The organism is Nitrospira sp. (assembly GCA_015709715.1).
Lineage (GTDB): Bacteria > Nitrospirota > Nitrospiria > Nitrospirales > Nitrospiraceae > Nitrospira_A.
On record CP054184.1, the window covers coordinates 366217 to 385070 of the forward strand.

18 protein-coding genes are annotated in these 18854 nt (G+C 61.3%); 8 read left to right on the plus strand and 10 right to left on the minus strand.

Features of this window, described 5'->3' with window-relative positions; translation table 11 throughout:
• Positions 1-206 precede the first annotated feature (206 nt).
• The 8 genes from HRU82_01735 to HRU82_01770 all read left to right on the plus strand — a co-directional run bounded on the left by HRU82_01735 (position 207) and on the right by HRU82_01770 (position 9762).
• Positions 207-1589: a cytochrome P450 gene (locus HRU82_01735; GenBank protein ID QOJ33745.1), complete on the plus strand. Its 1383-nt coding sequence runs from the start codon at positions 207-209 to the stop codon at positions 1587-1589.
• A 33-nt stretch (positions 1590-1622) separates the two neighbouring features.
• Positions 1623-3257, plus strand: a complete 1635-nt coding sequence (gene lnt, locus HRU82_01740; protein ID QOJ33746.1) for an apolipoprotein N-acyltransferase — start codon at positions 1623-1625, stop codon at positions 3255-3257.
• A 16-nt stretch (positions 3258-3273) separates the two neighbouring features.
• Positions 3274-4417, plus strand: a protein-coding gene (locus HRU82_01745) for a peptide chain release factor 2 (protein QOJ33747.1) whose coding sequence is annotated in 2 segments (ribosomal slippage) — positions 3274-3330 and positions 3332-4417 — 1143 coding nt in all. Because the reading frame shifts where the segments join, the coding sequence is not laid out codon by codon here.
• Positions 4418-4435: 18 nt separating this feature from the next.
• Complete coding sequence (gene lysS, locus HRU82_01750; GenBank protein QOJ33748.1) at positions 4436-5917, plus strand: lysine--tRNA ligase; 1482 nt, start codon at positions 4436-4438, stop codon at positions 5915-5917.
• A gap of 2 nt (positions 5918-5919) precedes the next feature.
• Positions 5920-7197, plus strand: a complete 1278-nt coding sequence (locus tag HRU82_01755; GenBank protein QOJ33749.1) for a lipoprotein-releasing ABC transporter permease subunit — start codon at positions 5920-5922, stop codon at positions 7195-7197.
• A gap of 12 nt (positions 7198-7209) precedes the next feature.
• On the plus strand, positions 7210-7878 hold the full coding sequence (locus HRU82_01760; GenBank protein ID QOJ33750.1) for an ABC transporter ATP-binding protein: 669 nt from the start codon (positions 7210-7212) through the stop codon (positions 7876-7878).
• Between the two features lie 62 nt (positions 7879-7940).
• On the plus strand, positions 7941-9113 hold the full coding sequence (gene traF, locus HRU82_01765) for a conjugal transfer protein TraF (GenBank protein ID QOJ33751.1): 1173 nt from the start codon (positions 7941-7943) through the stop codon (positions 9111-9113).
• A 172-nt stretch (positions 9114-9285) separates the two neighbouring features.
• Positions 9286-9762: a hypothetical protein gene (locus HRU82_01770; GenBank protein ID QOJ33752.1), complete on the plus strand. Its 477-nt coding sequence runs from the start codon at positions 9286-9288 to the stop codon at positions 9760-9762.
• A gap of 26 nt (positions 9763-9788) precedes the next feature.
• Here HRU82_01770 and HRU82_01775 read toward each other — a convergent pair whose 3' ends face one another.
• The 10 genes from HRU82_01775 to HRU82_01820 form a co-directional block, all read right to left on the minus strand.
• Positions 9789-10832 (minus strand): GAF domain-containing protein, encoded by a 1044-nt coding sequence (locus HRU82_01775; protein QOJ33753.1) that lies wholly within the window; start codon positions 10830-10832, stop codon positions 9789-9791.
• A gap of 138 nt (positions 10833-10970) precedes the next feature.
• On the minus strand, positions 10971-11771 hold the full coding sequence (locus tag HRU82_01780; protein QOJ37077.1) for a tryptophan synthase subunit alpha: 801 nt from the start codon (positions 11769-11771) through the stop codon (positions 10971-10973).
• 56 nt (positions 11772-11827) lie between these two features.
• Complete coding sequence (gene trpB, locus HRU82_01785; GenBank protein QOJ33754.1) at positions 11828-13018, minus strand: tryptophan synthase subunit beta; 1191 nt, start codon at positions 13016-13018, stop codon at positions 11828-11830.
• Between the two features lie 48 nt (positions 13019-13066).
• A complete protein-coding gene (locus tag HRU82_01790) occupies positions 13067-13699 on the minus strand; it encodes a phosphoribosylanthranilate isomerase (protein ID QOJ33755.1) in 633 nt (210 codons plus the stop codon).
• Between the two features lie 4 nt (positions 13700-13703).
• Complete coding sequence (locus tag HRU82_01795) at positions 13704-14018, minus strand: hypothetical protein (GenBank protein ID QOJ33756.1); 315 nt, start codon at positions 14016-14018, stop codon at positions 13704-13706.
• Entirely contained in the window at positions 14015-14839 is an 825-nt protein-coding gene (trpC, locus tag HRU82_01800; protein ID QOJ33757.1) for an indole-3-glycerol phosphate synthase TrpC, read from the minus strand. The genes HRU82_01795 and trpC overlap by 4 nt, the downstream gene beginning before the upstream one ends.
• On the minus strand, positions 14811-15860 hold the full coding sequence (trpD, locus tag HRU82_01805; protein QOJ37078.1) for an anthranilate phosphoribosyltransferase: 1050 nt from the start codon (positions 15858-15860) through the stop codon (positions 14811-14813). Before trpD ends, trpC begins: the two co-directional genes overlap by 29 nt.
• Positions 15861-15900: 40 nt before the next feature.
• The gene (gene pabA, locus HRU82_01810; GenBank protein QOJ33758.1) at positions 15901-16464 is read right to left on the minus strand and encodes an aminodeoxychorismate/anthranilate synthase component II; all 564 of its coding nucleotides are present in this window, start codon (positions 16462-16464) and stop codon (positions 15901-15903) included.
• Between the two features lie 51 nt (positions 16465-16515).
• Positions 16516-18012: an anthranilate synthase component I gene (gene trpE / locus HRU82_01815; GenBank protein ID QOJ33759.1), complete on the minus strand. Its 1497-nt coding sequence runs from the start codon at positions 18010-18012 to the stop codon at positions 16516-16518.
• An 18-nt stretch (positions 18013-18030) separates the two neighbouring features.
• Complete coding sequence (locus HRU82_01820) at positions 18031-18711, minus strand: LysM peptidoglycan-binding domain-containing protein (protein ID QOJ33760.1); 681 nt, start codon at positions 18709-18711, stop codon at positions 18031-18033.
• Positions 18712-18854 lie beyond the last annotated feature (143 nt).

Genomic DNA, 18854 nt, shown 5'->3' on the forward strand with positions numbered 1-18854 from the left:
TCTTCATGACACAAGACCATAGCACCACCAAGTGTACGTGGTATGACCTTCTTTGATCAGTGTACGCCGCTCAAAAAATGCGGTCAATACGGTGAAAAGCGAGGCGGGGCGCGGCCTCGCAGTCGCCCGATCCTACATGGCCCTGGATGAAAGAATGCGCCTTGGCCCTACCACTCTTCACATAAAAGTTTGTACTATGCGCGCCCATGCACGACGTCGGTCTCACCAAGCCCTTCAACCTGACCGATGTTCCGAGAGGCCTGCCCCTCTTCGGCCACCTGTGGGCGTTCAAGCAGCGGCCGCTGGGGATGATGACGGAATGGTGGCAGCAGCAGGGCGATGCACTCCGCTTTCGGCTTGGGCCCACGTCCCTGTACCTCTTCAGCCATCCCGACCTGGCCGAGGAGGTGCTCGTCCAGCAATCCGACCGGTTCGTGAAGGTCTACGAGCACGGGCGCCCCACCGGCCTCGCGCTGGTCCTGGGTAACGGACTGGTGACCAGTTCCGGAGAAGTGTGGAAGCGACACCGACGCATCATTCAGCCTGTTTTTCACCGCCACCGCATGGCGGCGGTGGCCGATCGGATGGTGCAGGTCGGGGAGCAGCGGCTCGCCGACTGGGCGGCCCGAGAGGAACAACCGGTCGATATCGCGGTGGAAATGATGCAGCTGGCTCTGGAAGTGATTTCACAGACGATGTTTCACACCAGCGTAGCGACCCACACCGACCAAATCAGCCATGCGCTGCGCGTGAGCTTGAAGTATGCATTCGACTCATTCCACAACCCGCTCCAACTCCCCCTTTGGCTGCCGACCCCGCGCAATCGTGCATTTCATGCCGCCATCCGATTCCTCGACCAATTGATCTATGGTTTGCTCGCTGAACGGCGTCGAAGCGGGGCAACGCATGACGATCTCCTGGACTTACTCCTCCGGGCTCGCGACGAGGAGACCGACGCCAGGCTCAGCGATCGGGAGCTGCGGGATGAAGCACTGACGATCTTCGCCGCCGGACACGAGACCACTGCCAATGCGCTCGCCTGGACCTGGTACCTGCTCGCGACTCACCCCGCGGCAAAGGCACGCTTCCACGAGGAAGTGGACCGCGTGCTGCAAGGGCGACTGCCGACCGCTGACGACCTCCCTTCCCTCGCCTACACCCGCGCCGTCTTCGACGAATCGCTCCGGCTGTATCCGCCGGTCCCCGCGGTCCAACGCAAGGCGGCGACGGCGACGTCAGTCTGCGGCCTGCCTCTCCCGGCGGGCGCCGTGGTCCTCGTCTGCACGTACAACCTCCACCGACATCCGGCCTTTTGGCAGGCCCCCAACCGATTCATGCCGGAACGATGGTTGGATGGCACACGACCGCCTGTCCGCGGCGCCTACCTCCCATTCGGTGCCGGGCCGCGGGCCTGCGTGGGAACGCACTTTGCGACGGTGGAAGCGCAACTGTTGTTGGCGCTGATCGGGCGCCGCTACGATCCTCAACTGGCGCAGGAGCACGTTGAGCCGGACGTCATGGTGACGTTACGGCCGAAAAACGGCATTCGCATGTGGCTCCGACCGAGGCGCGTTGGCCGCCCCGGTTGAATCCATTCGGGTCTTTGGTTAAGTTACCGGTTGATGACCATCTCCCGCGCACGCCTCATCCTCCTTGCCTGCGCGAGCGGTTTTCTTTATCCACTTTCGTTCCCCGCGTTCGATCTCGGCGCGCTCGCCTGGCTGGCCCTGGTTCCCCTTCACCTCGCCGTCGAATATGTCTCGCCCGGCCGCGCCTTTCGGCTGGGCTGGATCGCCGGAACCCTGGCCTTCACGGGCTCGATGTTCTGGGTCATCACGGCCATGAACCTCTACGGGAAGGTGCCGCTGCCCATCGCCATCCTGGTCATGTTGTTGCTCACCGTCTACCTGGGCCTCTATCTGGCGATCTATGCAGCGGGACTCTGCTGGATCAGGTCGGCCTTCCCCACGTTGGGATTCCTGCCCGCCCCGTTCCTGTGGGTCAGCTTGGAACTGATTCGCACCTACGTCCTCACCGGCCTCCCGTGGGTGCTCTTCGGCTATTCGCAATACCAGACGCTCTCCATCATTCAGTTGGCGGACCACTTCGGCGTGTACGGGGTCTCGTTCCTCTTGGTCTTGGTGAACGCGGCGCTCGCGGAAACCATTCTGTGGAGCATCAAGGCCTATCGGGGGTTCCAACGCCATTCGTTTCCCTGGCCGTCCGCCGCCGCCGCCGTCGCAGGCGTCGGCATGGCGCTCTTTTACGGTGTCACCCTGCTCTCCGCCGCCGACCAGGTGCCGGTGCGCACCCTTTCCGTGGGGGTGGTGCAACCGAACGTCGAGCAGGCCCAGAAGTGGGACGTGGCGTTCCGGCAGGAAACCATGGGGCGATTCGCACGCCTGACGGCCGACCTGGGACCCGACGTGGATCTCATCGTCTGGCCTGAGGCCGCCACCCCCTTTGTCTTTGAATTGGAGCCCCAGTATCGAGCCATCGTAAGCGACATGGCGCAACAGGCCGATGCGCCGCTGCTCTTCGGCAGCCCAGCCCTGCGGCGGTACCCCGATGGTCGACCGTTTCTGCTGAACAGCGCGTACCTGCTCGCGACGGAGGGCCAAATCCTCGGCCGCTACGACAAACAACACCTCGTGCCCTTCGGCGAATACATCCCCTTTCACAATTCCCTCCTCTTCTTTTTGGACAAACTAGTGGAGGGGATCGGGGACTTCGAGGCCGGGCCGGGACCGACTCTTCTGATGTTCAAGCCACGGGAAAAGGTGCCTCCCATGGCGGCCGCCGCCACCGCGCCGGACTTTCATGTAAAGTTCGGCGTCGTGATCTGTTACGAGGTGATCTTCCCCAACTTGGTGCGGCAATTCGCGGCGAACGGTGCGGATTTCATGGTCACCGTCACCAACGACGCTTGGTTCGGCCCCTCCTCGGCACCCTACCAACATTTCGGCATGGTGGTGCTGCGCGCGGTGGAAAATCGCATGGCCTTCGCGCGGGCCGCGAATACCGGCATCTCGGGGTTTATCGATCCCTACGGTCGCGTGACGCAACAATCGTCCATCTTCACGCAGACGGCGCTCAAGGACACGATCATGCTCAGCCCCCAACGAACCTTTTACGCGCAATACGGTGATCTCTTCGCGTACGGCTGTGTTATACTCACCGCACTTTTGTACCTGACCGGGTACTTCTCGCAGAACACAGAACCTGCCGGTGGCTCCCCAGCCGGTCGACCAGCCTGAGAGGAAAGGAACAGCCATGTTGGATGATGCCCGTGCCCGTGTGCGCGCCCTTGCGGAACAACTCGCCGAACTACGGGGGCATCTTTGACCTGGCTCGGATGACGGCTGAGCTCAACGATCTCGACGCAAAAACCGCCGAACCGGATTTCTGGAAAAACACACAGGCTGCCGCCAAGGTGAACCGCCGTAAGGCCACGCTCGACCGCGAGTTGACTCGTTGGCGAGAGACGGAACGCCGTCAGGTCGACCTCGAAGCGATGTTGGAGCTGGCCCTGGAATCGGCAGACCCCGGCCTCGAACAGGAACTGGCGAGCGAACTCGATCAATTCGAAAAGGCCGTCGCCCAGCTGCGCATCGAATTCCTGTTCTCGGGAGAGCTGGACGGTAATAATGCCATCTTTTCCGTCCACCCCGGTGCCGGAGGCACGGAATCGCAAGACTGGGCCCAAATGCTGTTGCGCATGTATGTGCGCTGGGCCGAACAAAAGGGCTTCAAGGTCGACACGCTGGATTTCTTGGCCGGTGACGAAGCGGGCATCAAGAGCGCCACCCTGTCCGTGACGGGCCCCTACGCCTACGGCTATCTGAAGGCCGAGGCCGGCGTGCATCGTCTCGTCCGGATTTCTCCCTTCGATGCGAACAAGCGACGCCATACGTCCTTCGCCTCGGTCTTCGTCTACCCCGAGCTCGACGATGACGTGGAAGTGGTGGTGGAGGACAAGGACCTTCGCGTCGATACCTTCCGTGCCGGCGGCGCAGGGGGACAGAACGTCAACAAGGTGGAGACGGCGATCCGCATCACGCACATTCCCACCGGAATCGTCGTGCAATGTCAGAATGAACGTTCGCAGCTCCAGAACCGCAACGGCGCCATGAAGATCCTGAAGGCCCGCCTGTTCGAGGTGGAGCAGCGAAAGAAAGAGGCCGAGTTCAACGCCATCGTCGGTGAAAAAAAGGACATCGCCTGGGGCAGCCAAATCCGGTCCTACGTGTTTCAGCCCTATCAAATGGTGAAGGACCACCGCACCGGCTACGAAGTCGGCCAGGTCAACGCGGTGATGGACGGCGAGTTGGACGGCTTCATCGAAGCCTACTTGAAACGCAAACTGACCGGCGGCAAGGCGCCGGAGGCGGTCGGCGTCAAGGACGACGACCTGTAACGACGAGAGACCCCTACGATGGATGACGCGAACGATCAACGGCAACAACGTATCAAGAAACTCGATCAGCTGCGCGAACTCGGTGTCTCTCCCTACGGAACACGTTTCGAGGTGAAAGATCGTGCGGGGCAACTGATCCGCTGGCACAGTGAGAAACCCAAGGAGGTCCTCGAGCAAGAGCAGGTCGCCTGCACCATTGCGGGCCGCATCGTCGGATTGCGCCGTTTCGGCAAGGCCGCCTTCGCCGTGCTGCAAGATGGTGCGGATCGCCTACAGGTCTATCTCAAAAAGGACACGCTCGGGGAGCAGGCCCATCGCGTTGCGGAAGGACTCGACCTTGGCGACTGGATCGGGGTGACCGGGATCCTCTTCCGGACCAAAACCAATGAGTTTACGGTCGAGGCCAAGACGCTCACCTTCCTCAGCAAGGCCCTTCGGCCCCTGCCGGAGAAGTGGCATGGCCTGACGGATGTAGAGACCCGCTACCGGCAACGGTACGTCGACCTCATCGCCAACCCGCAGGTCCACCAGATTTTCGCCTTACGGAGCCGCATCATCGCCGGCATACGCGCCTTTCTGATCGAACGCGGGTTCCTCGAGGTGGAAACCCCGATGATGCATCCCATTCCCGGCGGGGCGGCGGCCAAGCCCTTCGTGACCCACCACAACGCCCTGAGCACCGACCTCTACCTGCGCATCGCGCCGGAGCTGTATTTGAAACGGCTCATCGTCGGCGGGTTCCCGCGGGTGTTCGAGATCAACCGGAATTTCAGGAATGAGGGCATTTCGACGATTCACAATCCCGAGTTTACGATGCTGGAGTTCTATGTCTCCTATGCGGACTATCAGGACCTCATCATCCTCACGGAAGAACTCTTCGCCACCTTGGCGAACACCGTGCTCGGCACCACCACCGTTGAGTACCAAGGCACACACATCGAGCTGGCGGCGCCCTGGCGACGGTGGTCTTACCACCAGGCCATCTTGGAGGTAAACGCCCTTCCGCCTTCCGTGTTGAAGAATCGCGATGAAGCCCTGGCGGCCGCCAAACGACTCGGGGTCGAGGTCGATCCCAAGGCCTCGCTGGTCAACATTCTGAACGAGATTTTCGAGGAAACGGTGGAGCCTCGCCTCCAACAGCCGACCTTCATCACCGACTACCCGATCGAGATCTCTCCCCTCGCACGCCGGAAGGATTCCGATCCCTCCCTGACCGATCGATTCGAGCTTTATATTGCAGGACGCGAGATCGCCAACGCCTTCTCCGAGTTGAACGATCCGCTCGATCAGCGAGAACGGTTCGAAGCGCAGGCGGCCCAACATGCCGCCGGTGACGAGGAAGCCCACCGCGTGGATGAGGATTTCCTGCGGGCGTTGGAATACGGCATGCCGCCGACCGCGGGCGAAGGGATCGGCATCGACCGACTGGTGATGCTCTTCACGAATCAGGCCTCGATCCGCGATGTCGTGCTCTTTCCCCAGCTGAGGCCTGAAAAATAGCGATGGCTCTGCCCTACGAAATTTTCATCGGTCTCCGGTACTTGCGGGCCAAGCGGCGCAACCGCACCATCTCCTTCAATACGATCGTCTCCATCGTCGGCATCACGCTCGGCGTGGCGGCGCTGATCGGCACGGTCGGCATCATGACCGGCTTCAAGGAGGACATCCAAGCGAAGATCCTCGGCACCACGGCCCACATCCTCGTCAACGATCGCATGAAGGATTCGATGGTGGAGTACGAGGAGCAGGTCAAGAAGGTCGCAGGAGTTCCGGAGGTGGTCGCCGCCACGCCCTTTATCTTCCGGCAGGTGCTGCTGACCTCCTCATCCGGCGTACAGGGCATCATCCTGCGTGGCATCGACCCGGCCAGGGAAGGCCAGGTCACGGAACTGGCCAAGAACCTCGTAACGGGCAATCTCGACGATTTGAAGCAGCCCGTGAAGGTCGCGATTCCCGAGAAGGAGCGCGAACCGAACGGGCCAGACAGCGCCATGCGGCCCGGCATCATACTCGGCAAGGAACTGTCGATGCGGCTCGGGGTCTTTCCCGGCGACAGCCTGAACGTCGTCTCCCCCGTCGGTCCGATCACCGGGGCCAGCATGACGCCGAAGATCCGGCCCTTCGTGGTCGTAGGCATCTTTCAATCGGGCATGTATGAATACGACTCTTCCCTGGCTTATATCGAATTGGGGGAAGCCCAGAAGTTTTTCAACATGGGCACCAGCGTGACCGGTATCGAGGTCAAGGTGACCGATGTCTTCCGCGCCGGCGATATCGCCCGCTCCATCGAACAGACGCTGGGCTTCTCGTTCTGGGCCAGAGATTGGATGCAGATGAACCGCAACCTGTTCTCCGCCCTCAAGCTGGAGAAGACCATGATGTTCCTGCTCCTGGTGCTGATCACGATCGTCGCCTCCTTCAATATCGTCAGCACCCTCACGATGATCGTCACGGAAAAGCAGCGGGAAATTGCGATCCTCAAAGCGATGGGAGCGACCCGCAAGGGCATCATGCGGATCTTCATGTTGAATGGGCTGATCATCGGCTGCTCCGGCGCCGCGATCGGCGTGCCGCTAGGATACGCGTTTCTCTGGCTCATCCAGACCTTTTGGACCTTCGACCCGACCGTCTATTACATCTCCCGGATCCCGGTCCATGTCTTGGGGTCGGATGTGGCCTTGGTGGCGGGATCGGCCATCCTGATCAGTTTCGCCGCGACACTCTACCCCTCACTCCAAGCCGCCAAACTCGATCCGGCGGCGGCCTTGCGGTATGAGTAATCAAATCCAGCCATGATCGACGTCGTCGGACTCTATAAATCCTTTCCGATGGGGGGGCAGGAGTTGGTGGTGCTCAACAACATCAACCTGCGCATCCAACGGGGTGAGATGATCGCCATCGTCGGAGCATCCGGTGCCGGGAAGAGCACCCTGCTCCAGATCCTCGGCACGCTGGACCGGCCGACCAGCGGCACGGTCACCTTCGACGGCCAGGATCTGTTTCAACTGAATGAGCAACAACAGGCCGATTTTCGGAACCGCCGCGTGGGGTTTGTCTTCCAGTTTCACCATCTGCTTCCGGAATTCACGGCGCTGGAGAATGCTTGCCTCCCGGCCATGATTCAGAAACGCGACCTGGCGGATGTCGCCGGTGACGCGACAAAGCTGCTGCGCGAAGTGGGATTGGGCGAACGCCTCCACCACAAACCTGGTGAACTGTCCGGCGGGGAACAACAGCGGGTGTCGGTCGCCAGAGCCTTGATGCAGCAACCGGACCTGGTGTTGGCCGACGAACCGACAGGCAACCTCGATACCCATACGGGAGACGCGTTGTTCGCCCTCCTGCGTCAACTGAATCGTTCACGCGGCACCACCTTCGTCATCGTCACGCACAACGACAAACTGTCATCGCAGGCGGACCGCATCATTTCCATGCAGGACGGCATGATCGTCCCGGCATAGGCCCGCGCAGGCCACGGTGAATTCTTGACGGCTTCGACGCCTTTTCGTAGACTGACGCAGCGATGACACCTCGGGCAATCCGAACGAAAAAGATGGCTGCCGGCGTGCTGGCTGTACGAATTTTTGCGCTGTGTGTGGCGCTCCTCGCGCCGCTCGAAGCGATGGCCGTGGAATTTGTCTTCGTGGGATCGCGACAGATGGGGATGGGCGGAGCCGGTGTGGCCACCACCACCGACTCCCTCGCCACCTACTGGAATCCCGCCGGCATGACCATGAACAAGAAATTCGACATCCGCTTCCAGGGCGGGGGGCAGGTCGTCGACCGCGGCGACGTGTTCGACGCGATGAAAGACATCAACAATCTGAACCTGAACGATACCTCAGCAGGCAATATCGCCCGGCTGCAACAGGTGATCGACCGCATCAACCGTCCGGGCACCAACCTGACCGCGACCGGGTCCGGGGGATTCTACGTCAAGGGCAACTTCGGGGAACATGCCTTAGGATTCAGTGTCTCGGACGTGGCGACCGGCGGCGCCTTCCTGCGGGGGCCGGTCGGATTTACGAACAACGGCGCCAACCTCAGCGTGAACGGCCAGTTGGCGATGAACGGCTTGGAAGCCAGGCAGGCGGCGCTCTCCTATGCCTATGCCTTCCTGGATCGCATGTTTTCCATCGGCGTGACCGGCAAGGTGATTCAAGGTGCGGCCTATTCGGGTGCTACGAATATTCGAGGCGCCAGCGACGACGTGCGCGTCTTCGAAGATATCGGCCGCGCGAAGATCTCCACCGCCCTCGCCGTGGACGTGGGCGCCATGTTCCGTCCCTCCTCGTGGTTGCGGATGGGCATCGTCGCCAAAGACATCAACGCCCCCACCTTCGATGCGCCGAACGGCGACAAGTTCAAGCTGCTGCCGCAGGTCCGCACCGGCATCGCCGTCAATCCTTACAACTCCCTGACACTGACGGCGGATGTCGACATCACGAAAAACAATACGCTCGTGCCGGGACTCCAAAACCAATTGCTGAGCCTGGGCGCGGAACAGACGATTCTGTCGGAACTCCTGTCGTTCCGACTCGGCGCCTTTAAGAATATGCAGGATGCCAAGACCCCCTTTATCCCCACGGCGGGCTTCGGGCTTCGCGTCCTTGCCTTGCGCATCGATATTGCCGGCGGGTATGATTTCAGGGACCAAGCCGCCCTGGCATCAGGGTCCATCGCGTTGACCTTCTGAGCGTCCGCACAGGCTGAGGATCTGATAGACTTTTCTTACGACCATGACGAGACGCTCCAGCCTCAGGATCACGACCTGCTTTCTCCTGTTACTATCCACACTGGTTACCGGGTGCGGCGGTTTGCAGGAAATGTGGGAAGGCCCCGCAGCCCGTGGGTTTTATCCCAAAACCATGGCCATTCTGCCGATTTCAGGCAACTACGACAGTGCGCGAGAAGACGTAGAAGAAGTGGTGGCAAAGGTCTTGATCAAGAGCCGACGGGTGGAAAAGGTCGTCCCGCCCGATCAAGTCACCGACACCTTTCAGACGACGAAGGATGCCTTCGATGCCCTCGTCACCTATTTTTCCAGGATGGAAACCACCGGCCAATCCGACAAGGCCTCCGCTATCAAGATCGGGCACGCCCTGGGAGCAGATTCCCTCCTGGTGGTGAAGGTGAATGCCTGGGAGTATACGAGAGAAGAGGGGGACAACATCGCGCGGGTTGGGCTGAGCATGCGGTTGGTGGATGCCGTGAACGGCGCCATCGTCTGGAAAGCTCGGCATCAGGTCCAGGAAAGCTACCTGTTCATTCGACCCGACATGCGGGACCTCGCCACCAAGCTGGCCTCCGACATGATCAAGTACATGCCGCCGGAAAAACGCTGATTCTTCTTTCCGCCCTCGTCGCCGTTTTACCGGCTTCTCCGAAGGTTATCGATCGCCAGCCCGAACTGATTCGAGAGGCTGGCCAGCTCCAGCACATCCCAGTTGCTGAAGGGTTTGCCGCTGCGCCGGTTGGCGACCTCAAGCACACCTACGGATCGGCTCCCGGCTCGAATCGGCACCGACACCAGGGACGTCACTGGAAACACGGATTGCCATCCCTGCGGCGCCGACACCCAAGGCGCCAAGTTCTCCTGCTTGAGCAGAAGCGGTTGCCCCTTTCGAAACACCTCTACGGCACTGGGCGATTGCAGCATCAAGCCCGCTGCTCCCCGCTCCCCTCCCATTGCGCAGAGCGTGAGCGTCCCATCGTCGCCCGCCAAGAACAATGCCCCCGCCTCTGCCTCGACGAGGCGTACCGCGGCCTCCAATGCATGCCGCAACTTGTCCGATTCCGGGAGCGAGGAATTCAACAGGTCGCTGACCTGTTCCATGTTTTGAATCCTGAGAATCTTGGCGGCGTACTTGCGCGTAAGCCGGGCATGATCCAGTGCCACGGCCAACCAGGGCTCAACCGCCCCGACCACCGTCCCGATGACCCGCGCAGCCCGGCGGTCGAGACCGGCTAGGCTTATCACCACCAACCCCTCCAACCGTCCGATCCGATGCAGGCGAAAGGCCCGCAGTTCGCCGCAGGCGACACGGACGTCCTGTTCCGCCTTGGCCAGAAGTTCCTGCCACTCCGGGGTCGCCGAGGCATCGGACCCGCCTGCTTCCGCCAAACAGATCATCTCGCGCGTCTGCTCGTCGCGCAGGTAGATGGCAACCGCCGCTGTTTTCGTCAGTTGTCGAAAGGCTTGGACGAAACCGGCCGCCACAACGACGGGCGACCGTCCTTCTTCTTCAGAGCCGCTGACGATGCCGAGAAGCCGTTGCTGCAGCGTGCGGATCATGCGATCGCCCTCGCCGGATTTTGAGCGGCGAGACGGGGCTTTTCCACCTCGAACGATTGCCGTTGCGACGGATAGGCTCTTGCGGGGTGAGCGTCGGATCTTCGAACGAGTCACAGCCATGGCATCTCCTCAATAGGTCGTGAACGATGACAGGGCAGGGATGCTTCAGACGATTGGTTATCGCGAATGGAGTGACCGGCACATCGATATGGGCCTGTGCGGTCGATGAAAGCGGGAACGCGGCACGCAACCGCGACGTTAGGCCGGTTGCATGGCGGTCTTGAGGGAGCGAACGAATGCGCCGACTTCTTCGACAAGCCGGCCGTCCTGCCCATGCTCCTCCACGCGACGCACGATGGCGCTGCCGACGATCACCCCGTCGGCCGCTTCGGCCACCCGCGCGGCATCGTCGGGAGTCGCCACACCAAACCCCACAGCAACAGGCGTCTTCGTCTGCTTTCTGATCTTCGCGACGTTGTCGCGCACCCCTGCCATATCGTTCAGTTTAGCCCCGGTGATGCCGGTAAGGGAAACATAATAGACAAATCCGCCCGATTCCTTGGCTACATACGCACGCCTGGAGACCGTGCTGGTCGGCGCCAACAAAAAAATCAAATGCAAACCGGCCGCCGTCGCAGGACCACGGAGCGGGCCCGCTTCGTCGGGCGGCATGTCCGGCACGATCAGCCCATCCACTCCCGCTTCGACTGCCTGCCGGCAGAACTCCGCTTCACCGAAGGCATGGATGGTGTTGTAGTAGGCCATCAGCACGATCGGGATCTGCGTGGAGGTCCGCAGTCGCCGCACCGCCTCCAGGATCCCACGCAACGTGGTTCCGCTGCGCAGACCTCGCTCGGCAGCCGCTTGAATCACCGGACCGTCGGCGATCGGATCCGAAAACGGCACGCCGAGTTCGATGATGTCGGCCCCGCCGCGCTCAAGCGCCAACACCACCTGCTCGGTTTCCTGAAGCGACGGATCGCCGGCCATGACATAGGTGATGAGGGCCTTTTCGCCCTGCCCTTTCAAGCGAGTGAAGCACGCATCCAAACGATTCACCGCCGCCTCATGCTCTTTGCCCAATGGTCGCGAACGACGTCCCTGCTGCGCCGAGTTCACAAGGTCACCCCTTTGATTCTGGCCACCTGCTGCACATCCTTGTCGCCGCGACCGGACAGATTGACGATCAAAATGTGGTTCTTCTTCATAGTCGGCGCGCGCTTCACGACCTCGGCAATGGCATGGGCGCTCTCCAGCGCCGGCATGATGCCCTCCTCGCGCGTCAGGAGGTCGAAGGCCGCCAAGGCCTCATCGTCGGTCACGGACGTGTACTGGGCGCGATCGGTGTCTTTGTAGTAACTGTGCTCCGGCCCGACCGCGGCATAGTCCAGCCCCGCTGAAACGGAATGGGTCAGGTTGACCTGGCCGTTTTCGTCTTGGAGGAGATAGGTCATGGTGCCTTGCAGCACACCGGGTCGGCCGCCGGCGAAACGCGCGGCATGTTTGCCGCTTTCGATGCCAAGCCCGCCGGCCTCGACCCCGATCAACTTGACCTTCTTGTCCGGCACGAAGGCATGGAACAGCCCCATGGCGTTGCTCCCGCCGCCGACGCAGGCCACCAAACAATCCGGTAATCGCCCTTCCAAAGCCAGGATTTGTTTGCGGGCCTCGCGCCCGATCACAGACTGAAAATCGCGGATCATCATGGGGTAGGGATGCGCGCCGAGCACGGACCCCAACACATAATGGGTCGTTCGGACGTTGGTCGTCCAATCACGCATGGCCTCGCTGATGGCATCCTTCAAGGTGCGACTGCCGGCATTCACTCCGGTGACCGTGGCACCCAACAGCCGCATGCGAAAGACGTTCAGCGCCTGCCGCTGCATGTCCTCCGTGCCCATGTAGATTTCGCATTGCAGGCCGAACATGGCCGCCACCGTCGCCGTCGCGACGCCATGTTGCCCCGCGCCCGTTTCGGCGATGATGCGGGGCTTGTTCATGCGACGCGCCAAGAGGGCCTGACCGATGGCATTGTTGATCTTGTGAGCGCCGGTGTGGCAGAGGTCTTCACGCTTCAGGTAAATCTTGGCTCCGCCCAACCGCTTCGTCAGACGTTGTGCGAAATACAGGGGCGTGGGGCGTCCCACGTATTCTTTCAGATAATGCGCGAATTCAGCCTGGAACCGTTTATCACGGCGCGCGCTGTGATAACGCTCCTCCAACTCCAGCAGGGCCGGCATGAGAGTCTCGGGGACATAGCGTCCCCCGTAGGGACCGAACCGCCCATGTCGATCTGGTATGGCCATGTCTCGTCCTTCGGCTAAGCGTGAAGAGTCAAAGTATAGACAGCGCAACTAGACGGAGACAAGCCGGACAGCTTGCACGAAGGCTCGCACCTTCGCGTGGTCCTTCATGCCCGGACCGACCTCGACGCCGCTGCTGACATCGACGCCATAGGGTCTCACCAGCCGGATCGCCTCCTCCACATTCTCCGGCGTGAGTCCTCCGGCCAGCACAATGGAGGCCGCCGTGGCCGCTTCAGCCGCCAGCGACCAATCGGCGACTTGTCCCGTTCCCCCGTAGGCCGCCGGCGAATAGGCATCCACAAGAAACCCCCGCACCCCGGCCCGTCCCTGAAATTCCGCCAGCGCGAGAAACGACCCCCGATCCCGCAAGCGAATGGCCTTGATGATCGGCCGACCGAGCGCCTCGCAATACGTCGCCGGTTCATCCCCATGGAGCTGGGCCAAGGCCAGCCCGCAGCCGTCCATCAGATCGCGCACGACCTTGACCTCTTCGTTGACGAAGACCCCGACGGGCAGGACGAACGGCGGCAACGTCTGGACGATGGCCTTCACCATCTGCGGCTCCGCGCAACGCGGGCTCTTTTTGTGGAACACGAAACCGACCGCATCGGCACCGGCCTCCACCGCCACCGCCGCATCTTCCAGATTGGTCAGGCCGCAGATTTTGACCTTCACCGCCATGGGGTCAGCAACTCGTCTTGCTTTTTTGCATGCCGTAGAAGCCGCGATAGGACCACTGGCAGGCTTGGCCCTTCCCGTTGAACGTGAGTCCGATCACATCCTGCCGTCCATCCTGCTGCGGAATCGACCACTCACAGACTTCGCTGCCGTCCTTGAAGGAGTGACATTTCGTCGGGATCCCCATCTCCTTGATACGCTCGTCTTTGGTGCTGCCCATCCAGGCGTCCCACATGGGGGAAAATTCATGGATCTCCTGGTTGACGCAGCCGGATACCGTCAGCACGGCGGCCACGATGCCCGACACCAGCAGGGATTTCATCGACTCTCCTTCTTGGGCTTATCGCCCAGCAACTCACGAATCTTTGCCCCGATGTCCTGCGCGCGGATCAGCGATTCGCCGATCAGCATGGCATGGACTCCCGCCTCGACCAATCGCTCTACGTCGCCCCGTTTGTGGATGCCGCTTTCGCTGACGACCAGCTTGTCCGCGGGAATGCGTTTCACCAGTCGAGCGGTGACGCCGAGATCGGTGGAAAACGTCTTCAGGTCCCGATTGTTGATCCCGATCAGCCGGACATCGGGTAACCATTCCAGCACGATGTCCACTTCACGTTCATGGTGCGTCTCCACCAGCACGTCCAGCGACAACTCCTTCGCCAAGGCGAAAAAGTCGATCAGTTGCTGTTTCTCCAGCCCGGCCACGATGAGGAGTACCGCATCGGCGCCGTAAGCCCGCGCCTCGTAGAACTGAATGTCCGCGACCATGAACTCCTTGTTCAGCGCGGGGAGGCCGACCTGCTGTTTGACCGCAGCCAGATAATCCAGGCTCCCCTGGAAAAAGTCCTTGTCCGTCAACACGGACAGCGCCGAGGCGCCATGCTCGCGATAGGCTCCCGCGATCGCCACGGGCTCGAACCGCTGTTCGAACTCCGGTCGCAATAATCCCAAACTGGGCGAAGCCTTTTTGACCTCCGCGATCAACGCCGGACGTTCGGGCCGGCGCATCGCGTCCAGCGTCACGGCGAATCCCAAGGTGGGCCCGGCGTCGCGGATCCGGTTCTTGAGTTCGGCCAAGTACCCGCGGCTGCTTTTGTGGCGGATCTCGGCCTTCTTATGCTCGAGAATACGATCCAGAATCACGATGTTGCTCTGCCTTTTTGCTGTAGGCGATCAATTTGTCCAACTTGTCCATGGCGGCGCCGGTGTCGATCGTCCGCTCCGCCAGGTGAAACCCTTCCTGCAGCGTCTTCGCCTTCCGACCGGCTACCAACGCCGGAGCCGCATTCAGGCAGACGATATCGCGCTTTGGTCCCTTGCAGCCCCGCAGGATATCGCGGGTGATCATCGCATTGTCCTCGGCATTTCCCCCGAGCAATTCCTTGGGTCTCACCCTGGCCACCCCAAAGGTCGACGGATCGACCATATAGGTGGAGACCACCCCCGCCTTGCCTTCCGACACCCGCGAACGATCCGTCACCGTGATTTCATCCAACCCGTCCATACCGTGGACGACGAAGCAATGTTGCGACCCGAGATGCACCAACACCTTGGCGAGCAACTCGGTGAGCGCCGCATCGAACACGCCCACCACCTGCAGGCGAGCGGAGGCCGGGTTCGTCAAAGGCCCCAGGATATTCAGCAGCGTTCGGACGCCCAGTTCTTGCCGCGGCCCGGCGCACTGTTTCATGGCGCTGTGGTACAGCGGCGCGAACAGAAATCCGATCCCCACCTCGTTGATACAATCCGCCACGAGATCGGGCGAGAGGTCGATCGTCACGCCAAGCGCGGCCAGCACGTCGGCGCTCCCCGACTTGGATGAGACCGACCGGTTGCCGTGTTTGGCCACCGTCAAGCCGGCTCCTGCCACCACGAAGGCGGCGGTGGTTGAAATGTTGAACGTATGGGCGCGATCGCCCCCGGTGCCGCAGGTGTCCACGACCTGGGTGTCTGCGACGGTCAGCTTCGTCGCCCGTGCCCGCATGGCGCGCACCGATCCGGCGATTTCCTCGACGGTTTCGCCTTTCATCCGCAGCCCCATCAAGTATCCGGCGATCTGGGCCTGGGTTGCGGCTCCATCCATGATTTCGCCCATGACGGCTTCCGCTTCCTGTTCCGTCAGGTCGATCCGTTCGGCCACTTTACTGATGGCATCTTTGATCATGGGTGCGTCGCCGCCCACCGGCAGGTCCTGCGGTTGCGGGTTACAACTTCAGGAAGTTCCGAAGCAACTCCTTGCCGGCGGTGGTGAGGATCGATTCCGGGTGGAATTGCACCCCCTCGATTCCCAAGGTTCTATGGCGCATCCCCATGATCTCTCCCTCGGCAGTCTCGGCGCTGATCTCGAAGCAGGGGGGCAGATTCTTGCGGTTGACGATCAAGGAGTGGTAGCGGGTTGCCTCGAATGGATTGGGCAGATTCCGAAAAATCGTACGGCCGTCGTGGCGGACCATCGATGTTTTGCCGTGCATCAAGCGCTCCGCACGAATGACTTCGCCGCCGAAGGCGACCGCCAGGGACTGGTGTCCCAGGCACACACCCAGCAACGGTAATTTGCCTCCGAAATGGCGGATGGCGTCCACCGAGATACCCGCCTCCTTGGGCGTACAGGGTCCCGGCGAAATGACCAACCGTCGCGGCTTCAGCGCTTCGATCTCGGCGATGGTGATCTTGTCGTTCCGGTAGACCACGACCTCTTCCCCCAGCTCGCCGAAATACTGCACGAGGTTATAGGTGAAGGAGTCGTAATTATCGATCATCAGCAACATGACAGACACCCATCGCCCGCCGTCTGTACGGCACCCGAGCGGTTCACGCCCTCACTCCAAACCCTGCTCGGCCAGTTCGATCGCCTTCATCATCGCCCGCGCCTTGTTGCAGGTTTCTTCATATTCATGTTCGGGCACCGAATCGGCGACGATCCCCGCGCCGGCCTGAATGTAGGCCCGACGCCCCTTCATCACCACGGTCCGGATGTTGATGCACATATCCATGTTGCCCGAGAAGCTGAAGTACCCGACGGCGCCCGCGTAGGGGCCGCGCCTGGTCGGCTCCAACTCCTCGATAATCTCCATCGCCCTGATCTTCGGCGCGCCGGAGACGGTCCCGGCAGGGAAGCAGGCGCGCAACACGTCGTAGACCGATTGTCCCTTATCCAACTGCCCGGTCACTTGCGAGACGATGTGCATGACATGGGAGTAGCGTTCCACCTGCATGAGGGACTCCACCTTCACCGACCCCCTGGCGGCCACTCGCCCGACGTCGTTACGTCCCAGGTCCACCAACATCACATGTTCGGCCCGTTCCTTTTCATCCGCCAGCAGGCGCCGCCCAAGGTCCTGGTCTTCCTCCGGCGTGTGCCCGCGCCTCCGCGTGCCGGCGATGGGCCGGAGCGAAATCTGTCCCTCTTCGCAGCGCACGAGGGTTTCCGGCGAAGACCCGACCAGCTCCACGCCCGCCACCCGCAGGTAATACATGTAGGGCGAGGGATTGATGACCCGCAGGGCACGGTAGAGCTGAAAGGGCGTGGTATGGATCTGCGTTTCCCACCGCTGCGACAGCACGGCCTGGACGATGTCGCCGGCCCGGATATATTCCTTCGTTCGTATCACCATCTTTTCATAGTCCGCCCGGTTCATGTTGGGCGTGAAGGTGATCGGTTTCCGGCGACGGGTCTGCCGCAACTGCCGCAGCGGTCGCTTCAACCGGGCGATCATCTGCTCGATTCGCGCGGTGGCATGGCAGTAGGCCTCGCGGATCGCCCGTTCCTTGGTCGATTCCACGTACGCGTTGGCAACGACTTTGATCTTCTGCGACACATTGTCGAAGATGAGCAATGTGTCCGTGAGCAGGAAGGCGAACTCCGGCATGCCGACGCTGTCTTTGCGCAATGCCGGCAGGTCTTCGAACGTTCGGACCATGTCGTAGCTGAAATAGCCGACGGCTCCACCGACGAAGCGAGGCAATCCCGGCACCGTCACGGGACGATACTCGTCCATCAGTTCGCGCAGCCGCTCCAATGGATTGCCACGACTCTGAATCCGAATCCGCTTCTTCCCACGAGTCAGCACGAGGTCGCCCTCTTCCTCGTGGATCACGGCAGACGAGCCGCTGCCCAGGAACGAATAGCGCGCCCAATTCTCCCCACCCTCCACGCTTTCCAGGAGGTAGGCCGTCGGGCCGTGGTCGATCTTGGCGAACGCCGACACGGGGGTTTCAAAATCCGCCAAAATCTCCCGGTACAGCGGAATCACGTTGCCGTCCGCTGCCCTGGCGCGAAATTCGTCGAGTGTCAGGGAGTACTGTGGTCTGCGCATCACGTCACGACCGATGGGCTAGGGCTGGCTGACGATCAATTTCTGTCCGACCTCGATGGTGTCTTTCGTCAAGTTGTTCCATTTCCGCAACTTATCGACCCCGACATGGTACTTCTGTCCGATGCGATACAACGTTTCGCCGGCCCGAACCGTGTGGGTCATGGCGACCTCGGACGACGCCGGGGCGTCGAACGCATCCAGCGCGCTCTGCTCACGGCCCAGCACATCTCTGCTCCCCTCGGCCTTCAATTCTGCGGCGACATCGTTTTTCAGCGCCTGATCGACGGCCGCGGCGAAATCCGACTTCACCGCCGCGGCGGCCTTCTTGGCTTTGGAGGGAATGGTGGTCAACCGCTTCATATCCTCCTGGGCCTTCTTTTCCAAGAGAGCGGCCTCCTTCATGGCCTGCGCCTCTTCTTGGATTTGGGCGGCCTGCTGCCGTACGGCTTCGACCTGCGCGCTCAGTTCACGGTTGCGCGCTTCATACTCCGAGAGTTCACGCTTCGTCCGTTTCACTTCACTATCGAGCTCGGCACTCCGTTTTTCTTCCTGCGCCAGGAGCCGCTGAAAGTTCAAACTACGGGCCTTTTCGGCCTCGTATTTTTCCGACATGACGCAGCCGGTCGTGGTCAGGCTCCCCATCAGCACCAGGCCGACCCACACCCACCTACGCCCCGTTCGTGCATTCGACTGGTTCATCACATCGCTCCTTCATGAAGGCCACGAAACGCGGCCAGAGAAAGCCGTAAGGATACGGTCCAAGGCAGCGAAAGTCAAAGTGAAATGGGCCGCTTCACGTTTGACCCCTTCCCCGACCCTGTGCTACGGTTTCCGAAACACCG